The organism is Actinotalea ferrariae CF5-4 (assembly GCF_000603945.1).
Classification (GTDB): domain Bacteria; phylum Actinomycetota; class Actinomycetes; order Actinomycetales; family Cellulomonadaceae; genus Actinotalea; species Actinotalea ferrariae.
In genome coordinates, this window is record NZ_AXCW01000574.1 from 1 (window position 1) to 594 (window position 594).

Sequence of the window (594 nt, forward strand, 5' to 3'; positions counted from 1 at the left end):
ACCGCTGCTCGTCGCCGGCACGACCGGCGCCCTGGCGCTGCTGGGGGCGCTCCTCGTCGCGCTCCCTGCCGACCGGCACGTCCGCGGCGCGGTCGCCCACGCCGCCCGGGCGGGCCTCGCGCGCCTCAGGGGGCGGACGCCGGACGCAGCAGACCCGTGAGCCGGTCCTCGACGTCCTGGACGTAGCCGTCCTCGCACGCCTCGCGGGCCGAGGTCGTCAGCGCCTCGCGCAGGCAGTCCTGCCGTTCCTGGAGCACCGGCCACAGGGCCAGCTGGAGGCCCGCGGACAGTGTCATCCACATCGCGATCCCGACGAGCGCTGCGGCCATCGGCACGGCCGCCCGCCGGATGCCGGCCCGCCAGGCCGCGACGACGGCCCGGGTGCCGACCACGACCGCCCACGCGGAGAACACGACCGAGGCGGCCTGGAACGGCAGCGGCAGGCTGAGGACCAGCAGCGACGCGACCAGCAGCAGGAGGAAGAGCCCGAGACGGCTGCGGAGCGCGTCGTAGGCGGCCGGGTCCTCCGGGCGGCGCGGCGGCGGGCCGGCCGGGTGCGCCCCGTACCGCTCGGGCGGCAGGTCGGGGCCGGGC

General features: G+C 78.6%; 1 protein-coding gene. It reads right to left on the bottom strand.

The features are described from left to right. Nucleotides 1–125: 125 nt before the first annotated feature. A partial coding sequence (locus tag N866_RS21850) for a hypothetical protein (protein ID WP_034230061.1) occupies nucleotides 126–594 on the bottom strand: 469 nt, incomplete at its 5' end.